Source organism: Lampropedia aestuarii (assembly GCF_004803635.1).
GTDB classification, from domain to species: Bacteria; Pseudomonadota; Gammaproteobacteria; order Burkholderiales; family Burkholderiaceae_C; genus Lampropedia; species Lampropedia aestuarii.
In genome coordinates, this window is record NZ_SSWX01000014.1 from 54,971 (window position 1) to 77,856 (window position 22,886).

Sequence of the window (22,886 nt, forward strand, 5' to 3'; positions counted from 1 at the left end):
TGCGCTTTGTTGAGCCTTGTGCGGCTGCACATCCGGGGTATCAACTGCCGGTCTGCGTTGGCTCTTGTGCCTCTTTTTCCTGCAGCTGGCGCCACATGACTTTGCCACTGCCGCTTTTTGGCAAGGCGTCTATAAATTCCACGATGCGTGGTGTTTTATAGACCGCCATATTGGCACGGCACCAGGCCAGAATTTCTTCTTCCGTGGTGTCTTGGTGCTCAGCGCGCAGCACGACCACCGCTTTGACGGTTTCGCCGCGGTATTCATCCTTGGCTGCAATCACGCAGGCCTCTTGAATCGCAGGGTGGCGGAACATCAAGGCTTCAACCTCGGCTGGCCAGACTTTGAAGCCCGAGGCATTGATCATGCGTTTGAGGCGGTCGGTGATGAAGTAATAACCATCCTCGTCGGTGCGGCCCAAATCGCCAGTGCGGAAAAAACGCTTGCCATCAATGTCCACAAAGGCGCTGGCCGTGGCTTGTGGGTGCTTCCAATAACCTTCAAATACCTGCGGGCCATGGACAACGATTTCCCCCTGCTCGCCCGGTGGCAGCTTCTCCAAAGTGTCTGGATCGACAATGAAAGAGGTCACGCCAATGAACGGAATACCCAGACACTGCTGCTTGGGCCTGTCTGTCGGGTTATTGTGGGAGGGGGCTGCAGTTTCCGTCAAACCATAGCCCTCGGAATATTTCAAACCGTAGGAATCCAATAGGCGCTGGGCCACCGCTTGGGGCATGGCAGCCCCACCACCGCCAATGAAATTCAGGCTACTGAGGTCATAGCTGGCAAAATTGGGGCTGGACAGCAAGTCAATCACCATCGTCGGAATATTGGTCCAGTTCGTCACCTTCCATTTCGAGATCAGACGTCCGGCCAGATCACGGTCCCAGCGCGGCATCAAAACCTGCGTGGCGCCCTTGTAAATCGAGCCATGCATCACCGCCACCATGCCGGTGATGTGGAACATGGGCACCACGGTCAGTGAGACCACCTCCATCGTCGAGTAGCCCCACAGCGTTGCAGCCACGGCATTGAAATTGATGCTGCGATGCACATGCATACAGCCTTTGGGCAGCCCGGTCGTGCCGCTGGTGTAGGGCAACACGGCCAAATCTTCGGCACCGACACTGTGCTCAGGCGCTGGCAAATCGCAAGCCAGCGCATCCACATAGCGGTGCACTGTTGCCTCCTCAATTGCGGGCACCGGGTATTGGGTCTCGAGCCATTGGCGCCAGTGCGCAGGCGGTGCGTCATCGCCTTGCACCTGCGCATCAAAGGCGTCGGTGAACTGCGTGATAACCAGGTGTTTGAGGCGCTGCTCTGGAGGCAATGCATTGGATGCAGTGGCCAGCTGTGGTGCCAAGTCGCCCGTGACCAGTGCAACTTTGGCCTCTGCATCCACAATATAGTGTTCCAGCTCCTGCGCCAAGTTCATCGGATTGACCGGCACAACCACCGCATTGGCACGCATGATCGCATAGTGCGCAACAATCAGTTGCGGGCAGTTCTGCATCAGCACAATGACCCGGTCACCACGGCGCACGCCTTGGGCGTGCAAATAAGCCGCCATGCGCTCTGCCTGCTCAGCCAATTGGCCATAGGTAGTTGTGCTGCCAAAGAAAATCAGCGCGTTTTTATTTGGAAAACGCGTCGCGCTGTCTTGCAGGTTGTACCAAACCGATGTCGCCATCGTCGGCATTGTCTGCGGTACGTAGCGAGGCCAGAAAGCATCAGACACGGGCATGTTGTCTCCTCTAAATGTGTACACGCTGAGACTATCGGCATTCCTCGATTGCTTCAAGGGCAGCAGCCCGAACTGCCCCCTTGATTTGGTCGCCTCGGTTACACCGGCCTGACCCTCATGCCTGACGCGCGCATGCACGTGCAAAGGCGCCACAATACTTGGCCTTAGCCATGCTGCAACGCAACAGGAGGCTCCAACCATTGCACCTGGCCTTGTGTGGCATCCACCACCGCTTGCGTCACCGCCGCGACCAATGGTTCTGGCAACTGGACATGCAGCGTAACCCGCTCGGCATGCTCGACCTCCAGCTGGGCCACACCCTGTTGCTGCAGCACATGGCGCACCACGCCTTCGTGTGCATATTGCACCTTCATGCTCAACCAGGCCAAGGTTTGCACCGGCACTTTCTGCGCGCCCAGCAAGGCCTGCGCGACGGTGTCGGTGTAGGCGCGCACCAAGCCTCCGGCGCCAAGGCGCACACCGCCAAAATAACGCACCACCGTGGCCAGCACACCTTGCAGTTGCTGGTGGCGCAGCACCTCAAGCATCGGCCGCCCAGCTGTGCCACTGGGCTCACCATCGTCAACAGCAGCCGATTGGCCGCCTGCCATCAACGCCCAGCACACATGCGCTGCTTCAGGATGCTCGCGCCATAAAGCGGCGACAATGGCTTGCGCTTCACTGCGATTGGCCACCGGTTGCACGCAGCCAATGAAGCGGCTTTTTTTAATGATCAGTTCACTATGAACAGGGGTTTGAATCGTCTCTGACATGATGAGCACAGCATACCCCAGCCTTGCACCATGACCAGTCCTACCGCTACCACCAACGCCCAATATGAGGCCATTCCCAGCATCACCGATCTGAATAACGCCGATTTATCAGCCCAATTGCGCTGGGCACTGGACCACAAGACCAAGCCTTTGGGCGCACTGGGCAGGCTTGAGAGCATTGCACACCAAATTGGCGCCATTCTGGGCACCATGCAGCCAGAGCTGGAGCAGCCACATGCACTGGTCTTTGCCGCCGACCACGGTCTGGCACGTCAAGGCGTCTCGGCCTACCCCAGCGATGTGACCTGGCAGATGGTCGCCAATATGTTGACCGGTGGCGCAGCCATCAGCGTGCTGACCCGACAACATGGCCTGGCACTGAAACTCATTGACTGCGGCGTCGCCAAAGCGCTGCCCCCGCACCCGGATTTGATAGATGCCAAGGTCGCAGCTGGCTCTGCTGATGCGTCCCAGCAAGCGGCGATGACACCCGCGCAGATGTGGCAGGCAATCGGCACTGGCCGCCAATTGGTCAGCCAACTGCCAGGCAATGCCATTTTGTTGGGAGAGATGGGTATTGGCAATACCTCTGCGGCGGCGTTGATCTTGGCGCGCCTGAGTGGGCGCACGATTGAAGAATGTGCAGGTGCTGGCACTGGCATGGCTGCCCAGGCACTGGCACACAAGCGCCAAGTTCTACAACAGGTGCTGGACTTGCATGCACAAGCCACTGAGCCGCTGGACATACTGGCCTGCATGGGCGGACTGGAAATTGCCACCATGGTGGGCGCGGTGTTGCAAGCGGCCTTGGAGCGCCGCGTCATCGTGGTCGATGGTTTTGTCACCAGTGCCGCCGTGCTGGTTGCCGCGCGCTTGCAGCCCTTTGTGTTGCAGCGATGTATCTTCTCGCACCAATCGCACGAGCAGGCCCACGGGCTGATGCTGGACGCCATGCGTGCCAAAGCCTTGCTGCAAATGGACATGCGCTTGGGCGAAGGCTCTGGCGCGGCACTGGCCTGGCCGCTGCTGGAGTCGGCTTGCCGCATTCTGCGCGAGATGGCCAGCTTTGAGTCAGCCCAGGTATCTGGGCGCTCCGATTGAACACACCATGCAAACCGTTCGCCACTTTTTGCTCGCGCTGCAGTACTTCACCCGCATCCCGATTACCGGCCGCCTGGCCGAATGGGCCGGCTACCACCCTGCGCAATTGCCCAAGGCGCTGGCGCACTTGCCGGGCGTGGGCTTGTTGCTTGGCCTGTGCAGCGCTGCCGTGCTGTGCCTGGCTTTGTGGCTGTTGCCGCCACTCTCGCAAGCCAGCGCCGTCGCGATGGTCGCTGCACTGCTGGCCACAGCCTGCACCTTGCTGCTCACCGGTGCATTCCACGAAGATGGTTTGGCCGATCTGGCCGATGGTCTGGGCGGCGCTTACCAGCCCGCGCGCGCGCTGGAGATCATGAAAGACTCCCGCATTGGTGCGTTTGGTGCGATCACCATGGTCATGGCGCTGCTGAGCAAAGTCGCTTTGATTGCAGCCTGTTTGCAAGTATTGGAGGCAGGAGAAACCATCCATTCGTTGGCCAGGGCCAGTGCCTTGCTCATCGCCGGCCAAGTATTCTCGCGCCTTGCGCCGCTGCTGATTACCGCTTATCTGCCCCATGTGGGCGATACAGCCCAATCCAAATCCAAGCCGATTGCCGCGCAATTTCCAGCGCGTGCCTGGTGGGTCGTGGGCAGTTGGTTGCTGCTGACCCTGTTGTTGCTCTACTGGCTGGCTCCGTCGATGGCCTGGGGCTGGGGCTTGCTGGCCGCACTGGCTGGCGGCGCTGTGATTGCCTGGCGCTTGCACGTGCGCCTGCACGGGTTCACTGGCGATGGCTTGGGCGCTGCGCAACAAGTCGGCGAATTGTTTTTTTACTTGGCCATGCTCGGCAGCTTGCCCGGTCTTGCAGGAGTCGCAACATGAATGTGTGGTGGATGCGCCATCCCCGTGTCGTCTTGCCCGCGCCACTGTGCTATGGCGCCAGCGACGTGCCCGTCGATGAGGAACATGCCCAACAATGCGCACTGCTACTGGCGCAGCAGTTGCCTGCCAATTGCCAGGTCATCACCTCAGAACGCCAGCGCACGCAAACCGTTGCACGCCAGCTGCAAGCCTTGCGCCCCGACTTGCCCGAATGGCATGTCGATGCGCGCTTGAATGAAATGGATTTTGGCTGTTGGGAGATGGTGCCCTGGCAGCAGATACCCCGCACACAACTGGATGCCTGGAATGCCGAATTCTCCAACTACCTGTTTGGTGGCCAGGAATCAGTAGCGCACCTAGCCGCGCGCGCGCAAGCGGCCTGTCAGGCTTTCGAGCAGCAAGCACAGCAAAGCGGCCAGTCCATTCTGTGCATCACCCATGCTGGCATCATCAACGCCGTGCAATATGTGCTGCAAAACCCAGCGGCGCCCATTCCACGCGCCAGCACGCAATGGCCTGCCGCGCCTGTGCCCTATGGCCAGGCACGGCAGTGGCAAAGTGGCAACTGGACCTCGCCAGACTGGCAGCAAAGCTAAGCGCCTGGTCCATCATCGCCACGCAATCGCGCAAGGCACAAAAAAAGAGGCTGTGCAAGGCGCTTAACTGGTGAAAAACTGGCGAAACACCGCAATCGCACGCGCAATGCCTGCTTGATCGACATCCAAATGCGTCACAAAACGCAAACGGTACAAACCTGTGGCTTGGATGCCGTGCGCGGCCAAATACGCCAGCAGCTCAGCCGAACGCGCACGCAGCGCGCCGTGCAAATCAACAAACACAATATTGGTTTGGGGCGTTTGCACTTGTACGCCCTCCAAACCAGCAAGCCCCTTGGCCAACTGCTGCGCCAGTGCATGGTCCTCAGCCAAGCGCTCGACATGGTGCTGCAGTGCATAGCTGGCCGCTGCGGCCAAGAAACCTGCTTGCCGCATGCCACCGCCAGCCATTTTGCGCACGCGTTTGGCACGCGCAATCAGCTCTTTGCTGCCGCACAAGGCCGAGCCCACTGGCGCGCCCAGACCTTTGCTGAAACAGACCGAGACCGAATCAAATGGCGCGACAATACGGCGCACTTCTTCTTGTGCGCTGCGGCCCGTTTGCGCCGCTTGCGCGACTGCGGCATTGAAAACGCGCGCACCATCCAAATGCATGGCCAAACCACGTTGCTGCGCCAAGGCGTGGGCCGCTTCAATAAACGCCATTGGCAGCAATTGGCCGCCACAGGTGTTCTCCAGTGACAGCAGGCGCGTGCGCGCAAAATGCGGGTCGTCGGGCTTGATGGCCGCAGCCATGTCCTCAATGCGCATGCTACCGTCAGGCAGGTTGTCCAGTGGCTGCGGCTGGATGCTGCCCAGCACCGCAGCGCCACCTGCTTCCCAGCGGTAAGTGTGCTGCTGCTGGCCGACAATGTATTCGTCGCCGCGCTGGCAATGCGCCATCAACGCGCACAGATTCGATTGCGTGCCGGAGGGCATGAACAAGGCTGCCTCAAACCCCAGCATGCCCGCCAATTGCTCTTGCAACGCATTGACACTGGGATCATCGCCAAACACATCGTCGCCCAGTGGCGCAGCCACCATTGCCTCGCGCATCGCAGCGGTGGGTTGTGTCACGGTATCACTGCGCAAATCGACCATTTTTTCTGTCATATCTCACTGCTTTCTCATCAAAGACTGGATAACCAACAGCGCTATAGTATTGAACTAATTGCCATTTAGCGAACGATACTTTCTCACCATTACTGTGAGAAAAAATCACCAATCATGGAAGCTTTCAATGAGTAGGTTGCCGTCCCTGTCTGCGCTGCGCTGCTTTGAAGCAGCAGCACGCCTGCAGCACTTCTCGCATGCCGCGCAGGAGCTGTGTCTGACCCACGGCGCCATCAGTCGCGCGGTACGCCTGCTCGAAGAGGACTTGCAAACACCGCTGTTTGAGCGGCGCAATCGCCAGGTGTTTCTCACGCCCGCAGGCCTGCAGCTCTACAAAACCGTGCACAGCAGTTTTGCACAAATCCTGCAAACCACCGATGCACTGCGCCAGCAAAGCAGCCAAACGCAGCGCGCCTTGGTATTGTCGTGTGAGCCCACCTTGCTGATGCGCTGGCTGATTCCACGCTGGCCCAGCTTTTTGGCCTTGTGCCCTAGCCCGACCATACACTTGGTCGCCGGAGGTGGGCCGATCGAGCTCAACAGCGGCATTGATTTGGCGATTCGGCGCAATGACTTTCCCATTCCTGCGCACTACCGCAGCCAAGTGCTGTTTGCCGAACGGTTTGGCCCCGTCTGCGCCCCAGATAAACGCAGCAGCTGGTTCAAACAGTCTGCCGGGCAGTGGCAATTGCGACCCGATGCGGCGTTGCTGCACACGCGCACAAGGCCGCAAGCCTGGAGCGATTGGCTGCAGCACACGCGCAAGCAACAGAGCAAGCGGCCCAAGCAGGCCGAGGCTGTCGGCGCTGGCGAGATTGGCCCGCCTGCGGCCTCGCCCTTGGTGTTCGACCATTTTTATTTCAGTCTGCAAGCGGCAATCGCCGGGCTGGGGGTGGCCATTGGCCCTTGGCATATGGTCAAAAACGATCTGGAGCAAGGGCTGCTGACCGCGCCGCAAGGCTTTCGCTCTGATGGCTCCGAATACGTCTTGCTGTCGCGTCAGGATGCGCAGCACCCGATGATGGCGGCTACGCGCCAGGCCTTGCTCGCTTGGGTGCAGGCGGACAGCTAAAGCCCCATGCTGCGCTTGCGCGGCAATGATGGCGGCGGCATTTGTCAAAAAGAAACGGGCAAAGCAAAAAGCCTTCATTGCAAAACAATGAAGGCTTTTATTTGGCTCCCCGACCTGGACTCGAACCAGGGACCTGCGGATTAACAGTCCGTCGCTCTACCGACTGAGCTATCAGGGAATATTCGGTAAGATCAAAATTATATACTAGTTTTGAGCTTCTTATTTAAAATAATTGATTTTCTTCACAATCATTTTAAAACAAGTGGCTCCCCGACCTGGACTCGAACCAGGGACCTGCGGATTAACAGTCCGTCGCTCTACCGACTGAGCTATCAGGGAATATTCGGTAAGATCAAAATTATATACTAGTTTTGAGCTTCTTATTTAAAATAATTGATTTTCTTCACAATCATTTTAAAACAAGTGGCTCCCCGACCTGGACTCGAACCAGGGACCTGCGGATTAACAGTCCGTCGCTCTACCGACTGAGCTATCAGGGAACAAGCCCTAGATTCTATAACAAAAATCCAACCCAAATCCGAAAACCTGCATTTTCCTCAAAAAAACCGTTTTTTTCTTTAATGAGAGGGAATTCGCGCATGCCCTCCAGCCGTGCAAATGGGCATCAAGCCGCACAACACGTAACAAAACCGCTGGTTACGCCAAAAAATACATTGGTGTTGGTACAGCAAGTGATAATAGCCAAAGATAGCGGCGTGCATCGGGCCGTTGAATCTGGTGGCGCAACTGCGACTGCTTGCTTAGATCCAATAGGCGATTGGCAAGCCATTCATGCGTATTGCTTTGTATTTCTTTGTACGTATTCTTATCCACACCTAAACAAGAGGGCTTTTCATGCGCTTATTTCAACTCTGTATCTCGGCTTTTGCAGCAGCGAGCTTGCTCAGCGCCTGCGGAGGTGGCAGTGATGATGATTCCAACAACCAACCTCCCTATCAATTGAATGTAAAAAAGGTCGAGGGGCGCTACCACAACAACCGCTCGGCCTCAGCCACTGAAGTCAAGAGTGCAGCTGACTTCGCTGCACCACAAGCGGCTGTGATCAGCTTGCCAGCACTGGATACCGAAGCCCTGATCATGAAGGCCGCCGCATCAGGTGGCGCTTTGCAAGTGGCACAAGCCCAGTCGGTGCCACAAGCACAAACTGCCGCTCAGTTCGCCCAATTGCTGGCATGGCGCAGCGACGCACAAGGCAATAGCAGCGCGGCCGTGCGCATCAACGCCACCGATGCCTTTGGCCTGCGCCTGGGCCTGGTAGTCGATGCACTGCCAGATGCAGCCACCGTGCGCGTATTCCGTGAAGCCTCCAGCTCGCAAGACGCCGTCGGCTATGAAATCAGTGGCCAAGCCATCAACAGCCTGATTCAAACCAACGCAGATGCTGGCGATACGACACAAGCGGGCAAAACCTGGTGGAGTGCTGACTTGGGCGGCGACAGCGTGGTGCTGCAAATCACCCTGCCCGCTGGTGTTTCCAGCGATGCAGTCAAGGTCGCACTGCCTATCGTGTCAAACCTGTTCCGTGACGCCAGCGAATACGCCTTTGAGCAGGCTGATGCCGAAGTCCTCAATACCGAGCCACTGCTGAGCCTGAGTACTGCGAACAGTGCCGCCAAAGCCGAGTCGATTCCCAGCGCAGGCAGCTGCAACCTGGATGTGAACTGCTTTACCCAAGGCACAGACCAGAAAAATGCCGTCGCCCGCATGTTGTTTATCTCCGGCGGCAATGGCTACTTCTGCACTGGCACGTTGCTCAACGACGCGATCAACTCCAACACGCCTTACTTCCTGACTGCCAACCACTGCATCAGCACACAAGCAGAGGCCAGCAGCCTGCAAACCGACTGGTTCTTCCACTCGGCCAGCTGCAATAGCTCCTTGCTGGACTCCAGAAGCGTCAAACTCACCAATGGTGCGCGCCTGCTGTTCACCAACAACCTGACACAAGGCAATGACATGACCTTGTTGGTGCTCAATAGCGCAGCGCCTGCAGGCACCTATTTGGCCGGCTGGGACGCCAACCAAAATAACGACTCACAACTCGTTTATGGCATCCACCAACCTAATGGTTCTTTGGCGAAGATCTCTGGCGGCTTTACCGCCGCTTACGCGAACTGCACCGCGACCAACTGTGTTCCTACCAATAATGGCAACGGCCGCTTTTACCAAGTCGGCTGGACCGAAGGGGTGACCCAAGGCGGCAGCAGCGGCTCGGCCTTGTTCACTCGCAACAACAATTATGTGATTGGTACTTTGTTTGGCGGCGCATCGAGCTGCACAGCGCAGTCTTTGCCCGACTACTATGGCCGCTTTGACCAAGCATTTGAATCAGGTATCAAGCGATTCTTGGCCTGGTCACGCGTGCCGTTCTAATCGCAGCAGTGGTGCCAGTCACCACTGCCGCACCAGAACCCGCCATTGGAAACCCGCCATTGGCGGGTTTTTCCTTAATAGCCCAGCAAAAAACCGTATCTGCCAATCGGCTGACAAAGCGGCATCACTCGCATCGGCACACAGCTCAGGCACCCACACCCTGCTATCAGGTGCCTGATACCGCAGCGCAACTTGCGATTAAATGGCGATGCCGCCTCTTGAAAACGGCTGCATTGTTATAATATAGGCTTGCAGCAGCAAGTGCGACAGCAGCACCTCCGGAGCAGGCAAGCGTGAGAAGGACCTCACCGCCTCAATACCCGCAAGGACTGCACACCAAATGTTCGCCCACCATTCTTGCGCCTACCTCTCTATTGACTGTGTTGACATGCCTCGCGCTGCGAGGTCTTGACGCTTCTTGCGTGCCCACGCCATGCCCCAGGCTGTGTGTGGAACCTGAGAAATGAATTTCTGTCCTATTCACCGATGAGATTGCATTATGGCCACCAGCAAGAAAACTTCGGCACCCGCCAAGTCAGACACTCCCTCTGCGGCAACAACGCGCAAGACCCGCGATAGCGAGTCCACCAGCGCGGCGGCCACAAAAGGAGCCGCCACAACGCAATCGAGTTCCGTGAAAAAAGCTTCTGCAGCCTCCAAAAGCGCCAGTAAAAAAGCTGCTCCCAGCAGCGCTGCTGCCGGGAAGGCTGTAAAAACCGCAACCAAATCGCAAACTGTGACTAACGATAAAAAACCTGCTGCAAAAAGTGCAGCCAAAAAAACCGGCAAAGCTGCCGATACCGACTTAGAGCTGGATCAGGCCGGCTCTGCCACGGCCCCTAAAGCGGCCGCGAAATCAGCGGGAGCCCGTGGCAAGAAAAAAACCGGAAAAGACGACAAAAAAAGCAAAGTCAGTTTTGACGATGACGAGGATCTGGACCTCAGCGGCGAGCTGGACGTAGAAGAAGAAGTCGAAGAAGTGGTGGAAGAAGAAACCACCGCTGACACCGGCGCCGAGAAGGTCAAGCCACTGCGCATGAAAATCAGCAAGGCCAAAGAGCGTGCCTTGATGAAAGAATTCGGCCTGGATGAAGGCGTGATCTCGGAAGAAGAAGACCGCGAACGCCGCGAGCGCCTCAAAACCCTGATCAAAATGGGCCGCACCCGCGGCTACCTGACCCACGGCGAGATCAATGACCACCTGCCCGACAAGCTGGTCGATACCGAGACGCTGGAAGTGGTGGTTTCGCTGCTGCGCGACATGGCCGTTGACGTGTATGAGCAAACACCAGATGCCGAAACCCTGCTGCTGAACAACTCGGGCCAGAACATCACGACCGAAGAAGAAGCCGAGGAAGAAGCCGAAGCCGCTCTCTCGAACGTGGACAGCGAGTTTGGCCGCACCACCGATCCGGTGCGCATGTACATGCGCGAAATGGGCACGGTGGAACTGCTGACGCGCGAAGGCGAGATCGAGATTGCCAAACGCATTGAAGGCGGCATGCAGGACATGATGGAAGCCATCAGTACCTCGCCAGCCATCATTGCCGCTGTGCTGAACATGGGCGAAGAAATCCGCGAGGACAAGGCCCTGATCACCACCATCGTGGACGGCTTTGTTGACCCCGATGAGGCCGATGACTTCGTGGCCGAAGAAGACTTCGACGAATTTGACGAAGACGACGACGACGACGGCAAAGGCGGCTCCAAAGCCATGACCAAGCGTCTTGAAGAACTCAAGAACAAGGCCATGCAGCATTTCGACCACCTGCGCAGCCTCTTTGATGGCCTGCGCCTGGCGTACGACAACAACGGCTGGGGCTCCAAGCAATATGCAGAGCAGCAAGCGGCTGTGACGCGCGAGCTGATGTCGATCCGTTTTACGGCTAAAACCATCGACACCCTGTGCGATATGGTGCGCGAGCAGGTCAAATCGATCCGCGACTCCGAGCGCAAGATCAAAGCCATCGTCGTCGACAAATGCGGCATGCCACAAGCGCGTTTCATCAAGGACTTCCCGCCCAACCTGATCAACCTGCAATGGGTCGAGAAAGAGGCTGCCGCTGGCCAAAAGTGGAGCGAAATTCTGGGCCGCAACATCCCTGATGTGCAAGAGCTGCAGCAAGGCCTGCTGGACTTGCAAAATCAGGTCGTGGTGCCACTGGATGAGTTGAAAAACATCAACAAACGCATGTTGGCCGGTGAGAAGGCTTCGCGCGATGCGAAGAAGGAAATGACCGAGGCCAACCTGCGTCTGGTGATCTCGATTGCGAAAAAATACACCAACCGTGGTCTGCAGTTCCTAGACTTGATCCAGGAAGGCAACATCGGCTTGATGAAGGCCGTGGACAAGTTTGAATTCCGCCGTGGTTTCAAATTCTCGACCTATGCGACCTGGTGGATTCGCCAGGCCATCACACGCTCGATTGCGGACCAGGCCCGTACGATCCGCATTCCGGTGCACATGATCGAGACCATCAACAAGATGAACCGCATCTCGCGCCAGCACTTGCAGGAGTTTGGCTACGAGCCCGATGCCTCGATCCTGGCCGAGAAAATGGAGATCCCAGAGGACAAGATCCGCAAGATCATGAAAATCGCCAAAGAGCCGATTTCGATGGAAACACCGATTGGCGACGATGACGACTCCCACCTGGGCGATTTCATTGAAGACACCAACAACACCGCCCCGATGGATGCGGCGATGCAAGCGGGTCTGCGCGATGTGGTCAAAGACATTCTGGACTCGCTGACACCACGCGAGGCCAAAGTGCTGCGCATGCGTTTTGGCATCGAGATGAGCACCGACCACACTTTGGAAGAAGTGGGCAAACAATTTGATGTGACGCGCGAGCGTATTCGCCAAATTGAAGCCAAGGCCTTGCGTAAACTCAAGCACCCAAGCCGCTCTGACAAACTGCGCAGCTTTATCGACAGCCTGTAAAACCTGTGCAGCGGCGATCTGAGCATCGCCTCAAACCACACACCATGCCCGCTTTTAGCGGGCATTTTTTATCCCTTTTGGATGCCGCACAAAGGGGCTCTTCGCAGGGTGGGAAGCTTCGCAGCCCACGCCAGCCGCAGCCAACAAGTGCAGCGTTGCCAAGCGCATGTAAAAAGAAACCGCCTATTCCCCAAGCGCATCTTGCAAAGACGAGCGATGTGTGTGCTCCGTTAGCGCCATCCGCTAGGGCAGCCAAGCGGCCCTCCCCGCGTATCAATACTGCACCAACTACCCACGCCCAATAAACCGCAATCCCACACCCGGCTCAGTCAACAAATACCTGGGCGCCGCCGCATCCTCGCCCAACTTCCCCCGCAGCTTCCCCACCAAGATCCGCAAATAATGCGTGTCCTGCAGATGCGAAGGCCCCCATACCTCCTTAAGAATTTGCGTCTGCGTAATCAAGCACCCAGGCTGGCGCACCAGCAAACTCAGCAGCGCAAACTCTTTGCGGGTCAGTGTCACCACCTGGCCATCGAGCAGCACCTGGCGCTCAGCCAAGTCAATGGACAAGTGGCCATCGTCATACACCGGCGCTTGCTGGGCTACAGCCGGCAAATTGCGCAACACCACGCGAATACGCGCCATCAACTCCTCAATGCTGAACGGCTTGGTCACATAGTCGTTGGCACCACTGTCAAGCAGCGCCACTTTCTCCTGCTCAGTGGCACGCACGGTCAGCACAATCACTGGCACTTGCGACCATTGCCGCAACTCTTTGAGGACCTCACGGCCGTCCTGATCGGGCAGACCCAGATCAAGCACAACCAGGTCCGCGCCTTGGCTGGCCAGCGTCAGCAAGCCCCGCTCGCCGGTTTCAGCCAGCGAGGTCTGGTAGCCCTGGGCTCTGAGGCTGATGTCCAGAAATTTCCTGATTTGCGGCTCATCATCAATCACCAGCACGCGACGGGTAATGGCAGTGGCTGCTGCATTGGATGCTGCCTCATTAGGCGAGATGGACGTGGTTGGGGTGCTCATGGCTGGCGTCTTGGTGAGGCTCATCAATTTCAGGGACAGGCGTTAAAGGCAGGCAGATTCGAATCACTGTACCCATGCCATCGGCACCAGGCAAGGCTTCGGTTTTGCCCATATGCGCGGCCACAATGCCCTGCACAATCGCCAGCCCCAGGCCTGTGCCGCGCTGACCACGGTCGCCGCGCTCGACGCTGTAGAACATATCGAATACCTTGCGCCGTTCTGCCTCGGGAATACCAGGGCCACGATCGGCAATGTCGATCCATACCTGGGGCGAATCGCCCTGCCCTGGGTGAACGCGGACATGGATCGGCGTGTCGGGTGGAGAGAACTTCACCGCATTCTCCATCACATTGAACAGCGCCTGCTCAACCAGCGCCGGATGCACATGCAGCAGGCGCTGCTCAATGGCCATTGTGGATTCAATTTTTGCCTGTGGGATATAGCGCTGCAAACGGCGGATCGCCGAGCCCAGCAACTCATCAATGCCAATCCATTCGCGCGTCAAGCTCAGCCCGTCCTGGCCCAGCATGGTCATATCCAGCAGGTTCTGGATATAGCGGTCCAAGCGCTCGCCCTCCAGACGAATCGTCTCCAGCAGGCTGCGCCTGTCCTGGGCATCCATTTGGCTGCCGTAACTGCTCAGACTGTCTGCTGCGCCAATCATCGAGGCCAGTGGCGAGCGCAAGTCGTGAGAAACAGACGACAGCAAGGCCGAGCGCAAGCGCTCGGTTTCGGCCGAAACGCGCGCGCTCTCCAGCTCGGCCACCAAGCCAGTGCGAATGGCCGCCTGGGCGATGTCATCGACCATGCTTTCAGCCAAACGCCGTTGTTCAAAAGGCAGCCGCGTCATCGCACTGGGCATGCGCAGGCCAACGACCCCAAGCAACTTGTGCTCAACGCGGATGGGCAAGAACCACCATGGCGAGCTGGTCAGCGTATCGGTGTAACGCCCACTCGCAAGTCCGTGGCGGCGGCTCCACTGGGCTGCATGGCGGTCCTTTTCGCTCAACTCCTTGTAAGTACTCAACGGGCCATTGACCGCATTGATTTGCAGCCAGGCCTGGGCCTTGAGCGTGTCCTGCAAGGCCGTAGCGCCTGCCTGGATGACCTGGCCCAAGTCGGCCGCTTGCGCCAATTGCCGGCCTAGGTTCTGCATCGCCGTCGCATGCGCATTGGCCGCACGCAAGGCTACGACCTGCATGCGCAGGCGCGATGCCAGCCGGCCTGCAATCAAGGCTGCAGCCAGAAAAAAGACCATCGTCATCATGCCGCGTGCGGTGTCGATATGCAGCGTCATGCGTGGCTCAATAAAACCAAAGTTGTAAACCAGAAAGCACAACACCGATGTGACCACTGCCGCGGCCATGCGGGTGCGTGAGGCCACCAGCAGTACCGCCAGCAAGAAGATGATCGAGTATTCGGTCAGCCCCAATAAACGCTCGGCCAGCAAGGACACGCCAATCGCACCGGCCACGGCAGTTGTCACCAGCAGCGCCTCGCGCCCAGGTGTGTGCTGCGCCCCGGTTTCGGCCAAACGCAGCCGGCGCTTGTACTGCGCCAGCATGGGCGCGCCCACAATCGTCAGCTCATAGTGCGCCCCCCGCGCGAGCAACTGCTCAATCAAGGTGGTATTGAAAATGCGGTGCCAAAAACTCTCACGGCCACGGCCAATCACAATCGAGCGGGCACCGCGAATCGCCGCCGCATCGAGCAAGGCCTGGGCGACGTCGTGGCCGTAAAGCATCTCGGTGCCGGCGCCCAGATTGCGCGCCAGCGCAAACGCGCGGTCCAACTCCATTTGCCGCGCCTGGCTGCGCTCAGACAAGGCTGGCAGCTCGGGCGCAGAGGCTGAATTGGCATACCCGGTATCCACGCTCACCACCGACCAGGGCACGCCGCGCCGCTCGGCCACACGTCCGCCAGCGCGCACCAGATACTCGGACTGCCCCCGGCCATCAATGGCCACCAGCACATGGCGCTGAATCGGTGCATTCGTCAGGCCTCTGGCTGCGCGGCTTTCGCGCAAATCGGCATCGACATGGCTGGCCACGGTTTGCATCGCCAGCTCACGCAGCGCGGTCAGATTCGATGGCGAAAAAAACGCTTGCAACGCCTGCGTCGCTTGCTCGGGCAGGTAAATCTTGCCTTGATTCAAACGCTCAATCAGCTCCCGTGCGGGCAAGTCCACCAGGCGAATATCACGCAAACGTTCAAACACCAGATCCGGCACCGTTTCACTGACACGCACACCGGTAATCTGATGCACCTCGTCATTGAGGCTCTCCAGATGCTGGACGTTGATGGTCGTGTAGACATCAATGCCCGCATCGAGCAACTCCATCACATCCTGCCAGCGGCGCTCATGGCGGCTGCCAGGCGCATTTCGATGGGCCAGCTCATCGACCAGCACTATCGCAGGGCGGCGCGCCAGCAGCGCATCCAGGTCCATCTCTTCGAGTTGTCGGCCACGGTAGCGCACCAGCTTACGCGGCTGGATCGCCAAGCCTTTGAGCATGGCCTGAGTGTCTTGGCGGCCATGGGTTTCAACTACGCCAACGAGCACATCGACTTGCTGCTTGGCCAGTTCTTGGGCGCGGTTGAGCATCGCATAGGTTTTGCCAACGCCCGGCGCAGCGCCTAAAAACACCGTCAGCCGGCCTGCGGCTTGGCGTTGCAACTCGCCGAGCATCGCATCGGCTTGCTCCGAATTTTCAGCGCCCATCGTGCGCTCTCCTGCAAATGTACGGTGATGAACGGGTTCTTGATCATTCTCGCAGAGTTGCGAGCGCAGCACTGCGCGTCTCCAATGGAGATACCGCGCGCGCAGCCCAGCGGGCCAATTCAGAGGCAGAACCGGACTTTGGCAGCATCAGCGTGATTGGCCAGCGCAAGCTGCTCCCCAGCACCTCAGCCAGCTCCAAACTGTGGCGTCCGCTGATGGCCACATGCGCCAAACGGCCCACACTGCCACACAATAAACGGATTGCAGCGCGCCCCATCTCGCCGGCTGGAAATGCCATGGTGCAACGCAAGCGGCCCGAAGACTCCACCAAGGCCAGATGAATATGCTGCCTGCCACACACCAGCCCCATAAACAAACTGGGCGCACCGGGTTGAATGGACGATGGATTCAAGTGCATACCAATGCAAGCCAACTGCACCTCATTGCCCAGCTTGAGGCTGCGCAGGCAAAGCCTCCAAGGCCAGGTTCAACGCCAGCACATTCACGCGTGGCTGGCCAAGCAGCCCGAATTGCTTAGCCTGGGTGTGCTGCTGCACCAATTGCGCCAGCGCAGCGCGGCTCATGCTCCTGGCGCGTGCCACGCTGTCGATCTGAATCTCAGCCGCCAGCGGGCTGATATCAGGGTCGATGCCAGCGCCAGAGGCAGTGAGCAAATCACTGGGAATTGCAGCGGGATCGACCCCGTAGCGCGTGCTCAGGGTTTGGCGCAAAGCGTCTATTTGCGCACGCAGCGCTGGGTTGGTGCGCGCCATATTGCTGCCGCCAGCGGCCATTGGGTCATAGTCCACCGCAGAAGGCCTGGATTGGAAGAAGCGCTCGGACACAAAAGGCTGGCCCACCAAGGCCGAGCCAATCACACGCTCGTTGCGCTCGATCACACTGCCATTGGCCTGCGCTGCAAACAGGGCTTGGCCCAGGCCAACACCGGCCAGTGGATAAGCCAGTCCACACAATAGGACGCCAATGATCAACAAGCCCAGGGCTGCGCGCAGGCTGCCCTGGTCGCTCACCGGTGCATCAGCAGATGCTGCAACAGGCTGCGGCGAAACCACACTGGGGTTCATGGTAATTGGATTCATCTCGTCACCTCAAACAATCATTACAAAGGCAATACAGCCGTCAACCCCATGTCGATCAGCTTGATGGCCACAAATGGCACGACCACACCGCCCACGCCGTAGACCAGCATGTTGCCCAGCAACAGTTGGTTGGCCGTGGCGGGCTTGAAGTGCACCCCTCGCAAGGCCAGCGGAATCAGGGCCGGAATGATCAGGGCGTTGAAAATCAGCGCAGCCAGCACTGCGCTTGCAGGGCTGCTCAGCTGCATCACATTGAGGGCCTCCATGGAAGGGATGGCGGCTGCAAAGACCGCAGGCAAGATGGCAAAGTACTTGGAGACATCATTGGCCAAAGAGAACGTGGTCAGCGCGCCGCGTGTGATCAGCTGCTGTTTGCCAATCTCGACGATGGCCAGCAATTTGGCCGGGTCACTGTCCAAATCCACCATATTGCCCGCTTCTTTGGCCGCCTGTGTGCCCGAATTCATCGCCAGGCCCACATCGGCCTGGGCCAAGGCTGGTGCATCATTCGTGCCATCGCCAACCATGGCGACTAAGCGGCCTTCGGCCTGCTCGGCCCGAATGCGTGCGAGCTTGTCCTCAGGGCGCGCTTGGGCGATGTAGTCATCAACGCCAGCTTCGGCAGCGATGCTGGCAGCCGTCAACTCGTTATCGCCGGTAATCATGACGGTGCGCACCCCCATTTCGCGCAAGCGGCTAAAGCGCTCTTTGATACCGTGTTTGATCACATCTGACAGCGCAATCACCCCCAGAATCTGCTGGTCCTGCGCCACCACCAAAGGCGTGGCCCCCGTGCTGGCAATATCGCGCACCAAAGCGCCCAAACCTGCGGGCACGATACCGCCCTGGCTTTTCACAAACTGCTCCATCGCATCCACGGCCCCTTTGCGGATGCGCCGATCAGGCAAATCCACCCCTGACATACGCGTTTGCGCGGTGAACTCGATAAACGCAGACTGTGCAGGAGCGCCCTGATGCGCCCCCTGCTCGCGCGCCAATTTCACGATTGACTTGCCCTCTGGGGTCGGATCGGCCAAAGACGCCAGCAATGCGGCCTCTCTGAGCAACGCTGGCGAGACGCCATTGACCGTCTGGAATGCCGTGGCTTGCCGATCGCCGTAGGTAATGGTGCCGGTCTTGTCCAGCAGCAACACGTCAACATCACCGGCAACCTCAACGGCCTTGCCTGACTTGGCCAGCACATTGGCCTGTAATGCGCGGTTCATCCCGGCAATACCAATGGCTGGCAGCAGCCCGCCGATGGTGGTCGGAATCAAGCACACCAGCAACGCCACCAGCAACACAATATTGATGTGCACACCTACGGCCGCGCCAATCACTGGCAGCGTGATGACAACGATCAAAAACGTCAACGTCATCACGGCCAGCAAAATCCCCAACGCCACTTCATTGGGTGTTTTTTGGCGATTCGAGCCTTCAACCAGGGCAATCATGCGGTCCAGAAAGCTGTTGCCAGGCTCGGCCGTTACGCGCACCACAATGCGGTCAGACAGCACCTTGGTGCCACCAATCACGCCCGAGCGATCGGTGCCAGCCTCGCGCAACACTGGCGCTGACTCACCGGTCACGGCCGCTTCATTGATGGCAGCCAAGCCTTCAACAATTTCGCCGTCGGCAGGCACCAGCTGCTCGCTCTCAACCACAACCAAATCGCCTTGTTTGAGTTCATTGGCAGCAATGGTTTGCTCGCCCCCGGATGGCAGCAATCGTCTGGCAACCAAATCCTGACGGGCGCGGCGCAAAGAGGCTGCTTGGCCGCGACCGCGCGACTCCGCCACGGCCTCGGCGTAGTTACCAAACAGCACGGTCACCAACAAAATAGCCGTCACTGCCCAGCCAAAACCTGCACTGGTCCAGCCTGCCAAGGTGGCCAGCGCGGTGGTCAGCGTGCCCAGCCACACCACGGCCATGACGGGGTTTTTCACCATATGCTGTGGTGCCAGCTTGGCAATGGCGCTGCGTAAGGTTGGCCCGCAATGGCGCGCCACTGCAGCCTCGGCCTGCGCGCCTTGCGTTTCTGCGCTATGGGCGCTGCGATGCATTGAATTCATGGTCACTCTCCGATCGGTTATTGAGTCAATAAGCCAGCCAGGCTCAAATGGTCGGCCACAGGCCCCAGCACCAATACAGGCATGAATTGCAGCAGGGTCAAGGTGACAATCACAGCCATCAAAGTCAGCGCAAAAGTCGGCGTTTCGATCTGCAGACTGCCCATGCTTTCAGGCGCTTTGCGTTTGCGTGCCAGCATCGAGGCAATCACCAAAGGAATAATCAGCGCCGGGTAGCGGCCAGCCAGCAGCAACAGCGCAGCGCTCAGGTTCCACCAGCGTGTGTTGTCTGCCAGGCCTTCAAAACCTGAGCCATTGTTTGCAAATGCCGACGTGTACTCATAAAACACCTGGCCGATTGCATGAAAGCCTGGATTGGAGGTGCCAGCAAGAGCGGGAAAAGCCAGAGCCACGGCCGTAAAGCTCAGCAGCATCAAGGGCTGCAGCAAGACCAGCACGGCCAGCAGGCGCACTTCTGGTGCTTCAATCTTGCGACCAAACAGCTCGGGCGTGCGCCCAGTCATCAAGCCGGCCAAAAATACCGCCAGCAGCAAATACGTCAAAAACTGCTGCAAACCACTGCCAATGCCTCCCCAAATGCCATTGATCAACATATTGCTGATGCTGACCAGGCTGCTCAAAGGTGCCATCGAGTCGTGCATGGCATTGACCGAGCCGTTGGAGGTTTGTGTCGTCAAAGCCGCCCAAAGCGCCGAAGCTTCAGCGCCAAAACGCTGCTCCTTGCCCTCCATCAAGGCCGCATCCGTGGAAGTGGCCGAATAACCCTCCGACCAAATCGCAATGCCAGTCGAGATGACCGACATGGTCAGCATCGTGCCCAGCACCAACGCCGCAAATTTGCGTCTGCCAGTCAACGCGCCGATCATGAAGACCACAGCCACGGGCACCACGACCAGCGCCAACGTCTCCAGCAGATTTGACAGGGGTGTCGGATTCTCCAATGGGGTGGTGCTGTTGGGGCCATACCAACCGCCCCCATTGGTGCCCAATTGTTTGATGGCCACCATCGGCGCGACCGGACCCAAGGGGATTTTTTGCCCAGCCATCCCTGCGGCCGCATCGACAGGAGTGGCCACCGGCCCACCTGCCAACGTTGCTGGCACGCCTTGGCTGGTCAGTGCCAGCGACCAGATCAGGCACAGCGGCAACATGAAGCGCACGGTCGCGCGCACCACATCGGCCCAGTAATTGCCCACGTCAACCACGCCCCCCTCTTGCCCAGTCTGCTTGCGCTGCGCCGCATTGCGCCCACCGAACAGCCCGCGCAGTGTGGCCACGCACAGCGCCAGGCCCATCATTGGGGTGAGCACCTGCAGGCTCACAATCACCAGCATGTGCGAGAGCAACGATATCTGCGCTTGGCCTGAGTAATGCTGCTGGTTGGTATTGGTCACAAACGATACCGCCGTATGCAGCGCCAAGTCCCAGCTCATGTTGGGCGCGCCATTGGGGTTCAACGGCAGCCAAGCCTGCACCATCAGCACGCCCCAAGCCAAACCAAACAGCAATACATTACTGAGTAAAAACGCCGTCACATAGCCTTTGCAGCTCATGCCACGCGCCGCATTGGTGCCCAGCAAGGCATAAATTGGCCGCTCTATCCAACCAAATAAACGGTCACCACGCATGGGCTCACCGCGCATCACAGCGGCCAAGTACAGGCCCAAAGGCCAGCCCAGCAGCAAGGCTGCTGCTATAACAATCATCCATTCAGACATATGAAAGACACTCCTAATCAGGACTGGCAGTGTCGATCTGGTGGCCGTAAAGAATCTATGCCTAAATGGGCCAGGAGCGTAAAGAAAGCGTAATTTTTTAGGCCATGATGGGGCTGGCTGGCTGGCTGGCTGGCTGGCTGGCTGGCTGGTTTGGCGCAGTTGCGCACCTCAATGGCCAGCATCCAAAACAGGCACTGTCACAGGCGCGCCTGTGTTCATCGTCGTGCGCGCAGCCCGCGCTGCAGCGCAAGCCGCACGGCCGCCGCCAGCGGCCCGATCACTCAATGGTGCCGCGCAAGACCAGCGCAGTGGGGCGTCAAGACGCAGGTCGCTTCATGTCGCACTGCGGCTCTTGCACCAACACCTCGCCAGCAAACATGCCATCGGTGCGAAAGCCATAATTGGTGCCCTCCCAGCCCACAGTCACCTTGTCGCCATCAACGGGAGCTACCGTATTGACCACTTGTGGCAACAGCAATTGGTGATCAGCCGCACGCATCGTGACAGGACCAATGACGCTGTCGTAGCTCAGGCCCTCTAAAGCGTGCGCCACTTCTAGCGAGGCCATGCTGCCTGCCCTGTCAATCGCTGCGGCCAGCAAGCGCGGCGTGAAATCAATGCGGGGGGCCAAAAAGTCTTTGCCGGTGCGTGCGTTGTAGGCCTTGGCCAAGCCATGCGCGGCCTCGGTATTGGCTTGTCCTGGATGCCATTCGGCCACCCAGGTCAGCTTGCCCTTTTGAATCATCGACACAGCAGACACCGTGCCCGGCATGCTGCCTGCGCTGTGGTTGAAGAAATGCCAATCGCGTCCGGCATCGCCAGCGGCGCGCATCAACAAGGTCAGATCCTGGCCCCAGTTGCCAGTGATCAGGGCCGTGGCGCCGGTTTGCGCGGCATTGCCCACATAGGGTGCAAAGTCTTTGACCTGGCCAATCGGGTGCAGCATCTCTCCAGTGAATTCAATATCGGGCCGCGCTTGGCCCACCATCGCACGGCCATAGCTGGCCCACTGGCGGCCATGCGCGTAGTCCTGGTTGAGCAGGAAGATTTTTTCCACATCGGGCATCTGGGCAATCACGTTGGCCAGAGCCTGCATTTTCATCGCCGTACTGGCCTCGGTTTGAAAATGCCAGAAACTGCAGTTTTTACCCGTGAGTTCTGGATCAATCGATGAATGGTTGAGCACCAGCAATTCTTTGCCAGGGTTGCGCCGGTTCCAGCGCTCGACCGCCTGCACCAGCGAGGTGACGACCGACGAGCCTGAGCCCCCAGTGATCACCGCTCTGGCCCCTTGGTCAATCGCGGCTTGCAACACACTTTGGCTCTCTTGCGCCGAGAGTTTGCTGTCAAATTGCAGCATCTCCAAGGGTATTCCGCCCAACACGCCGCCCTTAGCATTGATGTCTTCCACCGCATATTGCAAGTGGCTCAGCATCAGCTCACCCACATTGGCAAACGGTCCAGACAGTGGATCGATATAGGCCAGTTTGTAGGTTTCCTGCGCCTGAGCGGCCGCGCCTATCGCCAGGCCTGCCGCGATGGCCATCGCTGCTAACTTGACTGGTTGTTGGATTCGCACCTGGTTGTCTCCTTCGTTGTTGTTGGGAGCTTGTCCC

The 22,886-nt window shown here is 58.6% G+C and carries 17 protein-coding genes and 3 tRNA genes; 6 read left to right on the forward strand and 14 right to left on the reverse strand.

Annotation, left to right across the window (positions count from 1 at the left end; genetic code table 11):
* Window positions 1-40: 40 nt before the first annotated feature.
* Together E8K88_RS11535 and E8K88_RS11540 are read right to left on the reverse strand one after the other, a co-directional pair.
* Window positions 41-1,747: a long-chain fatty acid--CoA ligase gene (locus E8K88_RS11535; RefSeq protein WP_136406825.1), complete on the reverse strand. Its 1,707-nt coding sequence runs from the start codon at window positions 1,745-1,747 to the stop codon at window positions 41-43.
* Window positions 1,748-1,911: 164 nt separating this feature from the next.
* Window positions 1,912-2,520: an IMPACT family protein gene (locus E8K88_RS11540; protein WP_136406826.1), complete on the reverse strand. Its 609-nt coding sequence runs from the start codon at window positions 2,518-2,520 to the stop codon at window positions 1,912-1,914.
* A gap of 30 nt (window positions 2,521-2,550) precedes the next feature.
* Here E8K88_RS11540 and cobT point away from each other — a divergent pair, with 30 nt between their 5' ends.
* The 3 genes from cobT to E8K88_RS11555 are packed head-to-tail and all read left to right on the forward strand — an operon-like array spanning window position 2,551 to window position 5,079.
* Window positions 2,551-3,621 carry a nicotinate-nucleotide--dimethylbenzimidazole phosphoribosyltransferase gene (gene cobT / locus E8K88_RS11545; RefSeq protein WP_136406827.1) on the forward strand — a complete coding sequence of 357 codons (1,071 nt, stop codon included), beginning with the start codon at window positions 2,551-2,553 and terminating at the stop codon, window positions 3,619-3,621.
* A 7-nt stretch (window positions 3,622-3,628) separates the two neighbouring features.
* Window positions 3,629-4,483: an adenosylcobinamide-GDP ribazoletransferase gene (locus E8K88_RS11550; protein WP_136406828.1), complete on the forward strand. Its 855-nt coding sequence runs from the start codon at window positions 3,629-3,631 to the stop codon at window positions 4,481-4,483.
* Window positions 4,480-5,079 (forward strand): histidine phosphatase family protein, encoded by a 600-nt coding sequence (locus tag E8K88_RS11555; protein WP_136406829.1) that lies wholly within the window; start codon window positions 4,480-4,482, stop codon window positions 5,077-5,079. Before E8K88_RS11550 ends, E8K88_RS11555 begins: the two co-directional genes overlap by 4 nt.
* Before the next feature lie 63 nt (window positions 5,080-5,142).
* On the opposite strand, the gene ltaE is transcribed toward E8K88_RS11555, so the two are convergent.
* On the reverse strand, window positions 5,143-6,192 hold the full coding sequence (ltaE, locus tag E8K88_RS11560; protein WP_136406830.1) for a low-specificity L-threonine aldolase: 1,050 nt from the start codon (window positions 6,190-6,192) through the stop codon (window positions 5,143-5,145).
* Between the two features lie 127 nt (window positions 6,193-6,319).
* Between ltaE and E8K88_RS11565 the strand changes: the two genes are divergently transcribed.
* Window positions 6,320-7,264 carry a LysR family transcriptional regulator gene (locus E8K88_RS11565; protein WP_136406831.1) on the forward strand — a complete coding sequence of 315 codons (945 nt, stop codon included), beginning with the start codon at window positions 6,320-6,322 and terminating at the stop codon, window positions 7,262-7,264.
* A 102-nt stretch (window positions 7,265-7,366) separates the two neighbouring features.
* On the opposite strand, the gene E8K88_RS11570 is transcribed toward E8K88_RS11565, so the two are convergent.
* From E8K88_RS11570 to E8K88_RS11580, 3 genes are all read right to left on the reverse strand, one after another.
* Window positions 7,367-7,442, reverse strand: a tRNA-Asn gene (locus E8K88_RS11570).
* Window positions 7,443-7,527: 85 nt separating this feature from the next.
* Window positions 7,528-7,603, reverse strand: a tRNA-Asn gene (locus tag E8K88_RS11575).
* Window positions 7,604-7,688: 85 nt separating this feature from the next.
* Window positions 7,689-7,764: transfer RNA gene (locus E8K88_RS11580), tRNA-Asn, on the reverse strand.
* 355 nt (window positions 7,765-8,119) lie between these two features.
* On the opposite strand from E8K88_RS11580, the gene E8K88_RS11585 reads away from it, so the two are divergent.
* Entirely contained in the window at window positions 8,120-9,658 is a 1,539-nt protein-coding gene (locus E8K88_RS11585) for a trypsin-like serine peptidase (protein WP_136406832.1), read from the forward strand.
* Between the two features lie 480 nt (window positions 9,659-10,138).
* Here E8K88_RS11585 and E8K88_RS18340 read toward each other — a convergent pair whose 3' ends face one another.
* Window positions 10,139-10,435 carry a hypothetical protein gene (locus E8K88_RS18340; RefSeq protein WP_240754485.1) on the reverse strand — a complete coding sequence of 99 codons (297 nt, stop codon included), beginning with the start codon at window positions 10,433-10,435 and terminating at the stop codon, window positions 10,139-10,141.
* Here E8K88_RS18340 and rpoD point away from each other — a divergent pair.
* On the forward strand, window positions 10,395-12,602 hold the full coding sequence (rpoD, locus tag E8K88_RS11590) for an RNA polymerase sigma factor RpoD (protein ID WP_240754486.1): 2,208 nt from the start codon (window positions 10,395-10,397) through the stop codon (window positions 12,600-12,602). The two genes, E8K88_RS18340 and rpoD, sit on opposite strands and share 41 nt — an antisense overlap.
* Window positions 12,603-12,890: 288 nt before the next feature.
* Here rpoD and E8K88_RS11595 read toward each other — a convergent pair whose 3' ends face one another.
* The 7 genes from E8K88_RS11595 to E8K88_RS11625 form a co-directional block, all read right to left on the reverse strand.
* On the reverse strand, window positions 12,891-13,640 hold the full coding sequence (locus E8K88_RS11595) for a response regulator (RefSeq protein WP_136406834.1): 750 nt from the start codon (window positions 13,638-13,640) through the stop codon (window positions 12,891-12,893).
* Window positions 13,609-16,362: a sensor histidine kinase gene (locus E8K88_RS11600; RefSeq protein WP_136406835.1), complete on the reverse strand. Its 2,754-nt coding sequence runs from the start codon at window positions 16,360-16,362 to the stop codon at window positions 13,609-13,611. The genes E8K88_RS11595 and E8K88_RS11600 overlap by 32 nt, the downstream gene beginning before the upstream one ends.
* Window positions 16,363-16,405: 43 nt before the next feature.
* A complete protein-coding gene (locus tag E8K88_RS11605; protein ID WP_136406836.1) occupies window positions 16,406-16,780 on the reverse strand; it encodes a hypothetical protein in 375 nt (124 codons plus the stop codon).
* Between the two features lie 22 nt (window positions 16,781-16,802).
* A complete protein-coding gene (kdpC, locus tag E8K88_RS11610) occupies window positions 16,803-17,462 on the reverse strand; it encodes a potassium-transporting ATPase subunit KdpC (protein WP_240754487.1) in 660 nt (219 codons plus the stop codon).
* 20 nt (window positions 17,463-17,482) lie between these two features.
* Window positions 17,483-19,534 (reverse strand): potassium-transporting ATPase subunit KdpB, encoded by a 2,052-nt coding sequence (kdpB, locus tag E8K88_RS11615; RefSeq protein WP_205880075.1) that lies wholly within the window; start codon window positions 19,532-19,534, stop codon window positions 17,483-17,485.
* 17 nt (window positions 19,535-19,551) lie between these two features.
* Window positions 19,552-21,270 (reverse strand): potassium-transporting ATPase subunit KdpA, encoded by a 1,719-nt coding sequence (kdpA, locus tag E8K88_RS11620; protein ID WP_136406837.1) that lies wholly within the window; start codon window positions 21,268-21,270, stop codon window positions 19,552-19,554.
* Between the two features lie 316 nt (window positions 21,271-21,586).
* Entirely contained in the window at window positions 21,587-22,816 is a 1,230-nt protein-coding gene (locus tag E8K88_RS11625; protein ID WP_240754491.1) for a branched-chain amino acid ABC transporter substrate-binding protein, read from the reverse strand.
* Between the last annotated feature and the right edge of the window lie 70 nt (window positions 22,817-22,886).

Coding starts and splice junctions, on each gene's coding strand:
- E8K88_RS11605 (WP_136406836.1), bottom strand. CDS start 16,780: ATGCACTTGAATCCATCGTCCATTCAACCCGGTGCGCCCAGTTTGTTT.
- E8K88_RS11595 (WP_136406834.1), bottom strand. CDS start 13,640: ATGAGCACCCCAACCACGTCCATCTCGCCTAATGAGGCAGCATCCAAT.
- cobT (WP_136406827.1), top strand. CDS start 2,551: ATGACCAGTCCTACCGCTACCACCAACGCCCAATATGAGGCCATTCCC.
- E8K88_RS11600 (WP_136406835.1), bottom strand. CDS start 16,362: ATGGGCGCTGAAAATTCGGAGCAAGCCGATGCGATGCTCGGCGAGTTG.
- E8K88_RS11585 (WP_136406832.1), top strand. CDS start 8,120: ATGCGCTTATTTCAACTCTGTATCTCGGCTTTTGCAGCAGCGAGCTTG.
- E8K88_RS11625 (WP_240754491.1), bottom strand. CDS start 22,816: ATGGCCATCGCGGCAGGCCTGGCGATAGGCGCGGCCGCTCAGGCGCAG.
- E8K88_RS11535 (WP_136406825.1), bottom strand. CDS start 1,747: ATGCCCGTGTCTGATGCTTTCTGGCCTCGCTACGTACCGCAGACAATG.
- E8K88_RS11555 (WP_136406829.1), top strand. CDS start 4,480: ATGAATGTGTGGTGGATGCGCCATCCCCGTGTCGTCTTGCCCGCGCCA.
- E8K88_RS11540 (WP_136406826.1), bottom strand. CDS start 2,520: ATGTCAGAGACGATTCAAACCCCTGTTCATAGTGAACTGATCATTAAA.
- kdpA (WP_136406837.1), bottom strand. CDS start 21,270: ATGTCTGAATGGATGATTGTTATAGCAGCAGCCTTGCTGCTGGGCTGG.
- kdpB (WP_205880075.1), bottom strand. CDS start 19,534: ATGAATTCAATGCATCGCAGCGCCCATAGCGCAGAAACGCAAGGCGCG.
- ltaE (WP_136406830.1), bottom strand. CDS start 6,192: ATGACAGAAAAAATGGTCGATTTGCGCAGTGATACCGTGACACAACCC.
- kdpC (WP_240754487.1), bottom strand. CDS start 17,462: ATGAATCCAATTACCATGAACCCCAGTGTGGTTTCGCCGCAGCCTGTT.
- E8K88_RS11565 (WP_136406831.1), top strand. CDS start 6,320: ATGAGTAGGTTGCCGTCCCTGTCTGCGCTGCGCTGCTTTGAAGCAGCA.
- E8K88_RS11550 (WP_136406828.1), top strand. CDS start 3,629: ATGCAAACCGTTCGCCACTTTTTGCTCGCGCTGCAGTACTTCACCCGC.